The sequence below is a fragment of the Cellvibrio sp. genome (genome assembly GCF_053579595.1).
Map to the genome: position 1 here is coordinate 1 of NZ_JBRFPI010000397.1, position 3,920 is coordinate 3,920.

Genomic DNA, 3,920 nt, shown 5'->3' on the forward strand with positions numbered 1-3,920 from the left:
CCTTCGTCGCGCAAACCATTACTCAATGCATTCTTCAATGTTTTGCTTGTCAGGCGTACGTCGCCACCCACAACTACACTTTTAGGCTTTAGAAACTGCGCATAAGCACGACCAATACGATAGACAATATCTTCATTGAGCTCGTCACCCAATTTTCCGCGAATATCGTAGGCTTTAAAGCAAGTCAAGGTCATATTCTAATCTCATCTTGAATGGAGGATATCTTGGAGTCCGATGCTGTCATGTTGAAAATATTGTTATGAAGAGAATATCGAGTGCAAACTAGTTGAGCATTCTTACCGTTTATTGACACAGATTGGGAGAAAGAAGTAATCATGTAATTGCTGCCAGCATTTTTGTAAAAACTTCATCAATGGTCATGGCGGTGCTATCAATAATTACCGCATCCCCCGCGGGTTTAAGTGGGGAAATTGCACGATTGGAATCGCGCTCATCCCTCTCGCGTATATCTCGGACTAAATCGGCCATATCAACAACCTCTCCTTTTGTGCGTAACTGCTTGTAGCGACGTTCTGCACGAGCCTCCGCACTTGCGGTCAAAAATAGTTTCGCATTAGCGGTTGGAAATACTGTAGTCCCCATGTCGCGGCCGTCAGCGATCAATCCTGGCGCAACCGCAAAGGCACGCTGACGCTCAAGTAACGCCGCTCTTACTCCAGGGTAGGCTGCCACTTTTGAAGCAGCCATGCTTACTGCCTCTTGACGAATTGCATCAGTCACCCTCACTCCCTCCAGCAAAATCTGCGCCGAGTTGTCACTTTCAAGACTAAATATCACGTCCAGCGTTGCTGCCACCTGACTTACTGCATCTTCGCTGCTTAAATCAGTGCCTTTTTTCATCGCTGCCAGTGCAACCAACCGATAAAGCGCACCACTATCCAGCAAATGATATCCCAAATGGCGAGCGAGCATCTGGCTGAGAGTGCCTTTGCCGGAGCCGCTTGGCCCATCAATAGTGATAACAATAGGGGCAGAAATATTCATAGCGCGCACCACATTCCTTAATAACAGCGTAAAGCATTAGAGCAGGGTTTGAATAATAGACTTGCAAGTCTCAGCCGGATCAGGGGACTGGGTAATCGGTCGGCCAATAACTAAATAACTACTCCCGGCGACAAGTGCAGCAGCGGGTGTCAAGGTGCGTCGCTGATCATCAACGGGTGATGTATCCAGGCGAATACCTGGTGTAACAAGGCAAAAATCCTTCCCAAACTGGGTACGCATTAAGGTCGCCTCCTGAGCCGAACAAACAATTCCATCAAGGCCACAACTGTGGGTCAGGCGAGCTAACCTCATAACTTGTTCTTCGGGGCTGCACAAAATTCCCACCCCGGATAAATCACTTGCCTCCATACTGGTCAGCACTGTGACTGCAATCAACAACGGTGGCTTACCCGAACGCCGTTCCAATATCTCACGCGCCGCAACCATCATGCGCTCTCCGCCGGACGCGTGTACATTGACCATCCATACCCCAAGCTCAGCGGCGGCTTTAACAGCTTTGCTGGTAGTGGTGGGAATGTCATGGAATTTAAGGTCGAGAAAAATCTCAAAACCCGACGCCATTAATTGTTCAACTATTTTTGGCCCGCACGCAGTAAAAAGCTCTTTACCTACTTTCAAGCGGCAATCCAGTGGAGATAATCGTTTTGCCATGGCAAGACATTGATCAGCATTGTCAAAATCCATTGCAACAACAATGCGCGGATCCAGAGTGGACATTTGTTGACCTCACAAAAAAGAAGAGCCCGAGTCACTAGACTTGGGCTCTCATTAAAACAAAAATCGACGCAAAATTCATTCGTTAACGCCCGCTGGGCGCCATCAAATACCTAAATACGAATATTTTCGTGATTTTGAGCAAGAGTTGCCTCCCCAATACCCTTAACCTCCAGCAATTGGTCTACAGTTTTGAAGTTGCCGTTCTCCTCGCGCCACGCAACGATAGCTTCTGCTTTCTTCACCCCAATTCCTTTTAGCTTGGTTAGTTCCTGCACGTCAGCAGTATTGATGTTAATTGCTTCTTGGGTTGTCACCGCCTCTACTTTTGCTACTGGAGCTTTAGCCGCAGGAGCTTCAGCTGCAAATGCCAATGAAGAAGTACCAAAAGATAAAATAATGATAGAAGCAAGAGAAAGAATAAACTTCATATAAAAACTCCTTATTAATTGATATCGAAAATACGCGACCTTCCATTCAGTGCGCGTGGATACAGAATATTAATCTTGCGATGCATTAAAAAGCAGACAATGACCATAACTAATGTGCGAGATTTCTCACAAAAAATAGGCAAAAAAAAGCCCTGATTCTCATCAGGGCTTTTCGAGGGATGCTTTATTTATCACTTAAGCAGCTTGTGTAAATCAGTAGCATTCCAATGAGGGAAGTGTTTTCGAATAAGCGCATTCAACTCCAGCTCAAACTCACTGTAATTCGTTGCTGTAGTGGATTTTGTCGCTAACTGTTCAATTACCATGCCTGCCCCCACAGTGATATTCGTTAGGCGATCAATCACAATAAATGCACCAGTAGCGCGATTATTACTGTAGTGGTCGGCAACGACGGGTTGGGTCAATAAAATATCTACAACAGCAATATCATTTAACTGTAACTGATTAACTATTGAATGCTCCTGTGTATTCACATCAATACGATAATCGATTGCTTCAACGACACCGCTCACCAGCTTACTGGCAAACTTAAACAAGTATTCTGAATTGGCCTGCGTAGTTTTTTCTGCCATCCATACAATATGTGCTTTAAGATGGTTGGACTGGGGCACAGAATCTTTTGCCAACACCAGCATATCCCCACGACTTACATCAACTTCGGTTGTGAGTGTCAGTGTTACCGCCTGACCAGTAAAGGCTTCTGGCAGCTCTCCATCGTAAGTCACGATAGACTTTACATAGCTTGTCTTGCCAGAAGGCAATACACGCACTTCATCACCAACTTTTACTACACCTGAAGCAATATTGCCGCAGAAGCCGCGGAAATCGAGATTCGGGCGATTTACATATTGCACTGGGAAGCGGAAATCCGAGTAATTTTTATCGCCCGAGATAGGTACAGTTTCAAAAATTTCCATCAAGGTCTGACCTTGATACCAGGGCGATCTCTCAGAACGATTGACGACGTTATCGCCATCCAGTGCTGAGATAGGTACAAATATCACATTCTTCATCCCAAGCTTTGCGGAGAAATCAAAATAATCCTGTTTGATTTTTTCAAACACAGCCTGATCGAAATTCAACAAGTCCATTTTGTTTACGGCGACAACAATATGCTTAATGCCTAGCAGCGAAGCTATGTAACTGTGGCGACGAGTTTGCGTCACTACACCGTAGCGTGCATCGATCAAAATAATGGCAAGATCGCAAGTCGATGCACCCGTTGCCATATTGCGCGTGTACTGTTCGTGCCCCGGAGTATCCGCGATAATAAATTTGCGTTTTGCAGTAGAAAAATAACGATATGCAACATCGATAGTAATGCCCTGCTCGCGCTCTGCTTGCAAACCATCCACTAACAACGCCAGATCAATTTTTTCACCAGTTGTACCGTGCTTGACACTGTCGGAACGTATTGCATCCAATTGATCTTCATAAATCATTTTGGAGTCGTGCAACAAGCGACCAATCAGGGTGCTTTTTCCATCATCCACACTGCCGCAGGTTAAAAAACGCAGCAATTCTTTTTGTTCATGTTGCGCGAGATATGCATTGATATCCTGTGCAATTAATTCGGACTGATGACTCATAAAGGTCTCTTTGCAATCAGTAAGATGTAATAAATATTTTTGTCAAAAACGACTGATGGAAAAACTAGAAATAGCCTTCTTGCTTTTTCTTTTCCATTGAACCCGAACTATCATGATCGATAAAAGAGATGCCTCCGGC

4 protein-coding genes and 1 pseudogene are annotated in these 3,920 nt (G+C 44.9%); all 5 read right to left on the bottom strand.

Annotation, left to right across the window (positions count from 1 at the left end):
* Nucleotides 1-194, bottom strand: a pseudogene (locus tag ACWA6V_RS18425) (phosphomannomutase CpsG); the annotation flags it as partial.
* A gap of 139 nt (nucleotides 195-333) precedes the next feature.
* Nucleotides 334-1,005, bottom strand: a complete 672-nt coding sequence (cmk, locus tag ACWA6V_RS18430) for a (d)CMP kinase (RefSeq protein ID WP_449523862.1) — start codon at nucleotides 1,003-1,005, stop codon at nucleotides 334-336.
* A gap of 36 nt (nucleotides 1,006-1,041) precedes the next feature.
* Nucleotides 1,042-1,743, bottom strand: a complete 702-nt coding sequence (gene pyrF, locus ACWA6V_RS18435) for an orotidine-5'-phosphate decarboxylase (RefSeq protein WP_449523863.1) — start codon at nucleotides 1,741-1,743, stop codon at nucleotides 1,042-1,044.
* Nucleotides 1,744-1,853: 110 nt separating this feature from the next.
* Nucleotides 1,854-2,171 (bottom strand): ComEA family DNA-binding protein, encoded by a 318-nt coding sequence (locus tag ACWA6V_RS18440; protein ID WP_449523864.1) that lies wholly within the window; start codon nucleotides 2,169-2,171, stop codon nucleotides 1,854-1,856.
* A gap of 191 nt (nucleotides 2,172-2,362) precedes the next feature.
* Nucleotides 2,363-3,781, bottom strand: a complete 1,419-nt coding sequence (gene cysN, locus ACWA6V_RS18445) for a sulfate adenylyltransferase subunit CysN (protein WP_449523865.1) — start codon at nucleotides 3,779-3,781, stop codon at nucleotides 2,363-2,365.
* Nucleotides 3,782-3,920 lie beyond the last annotated feature (139 nt).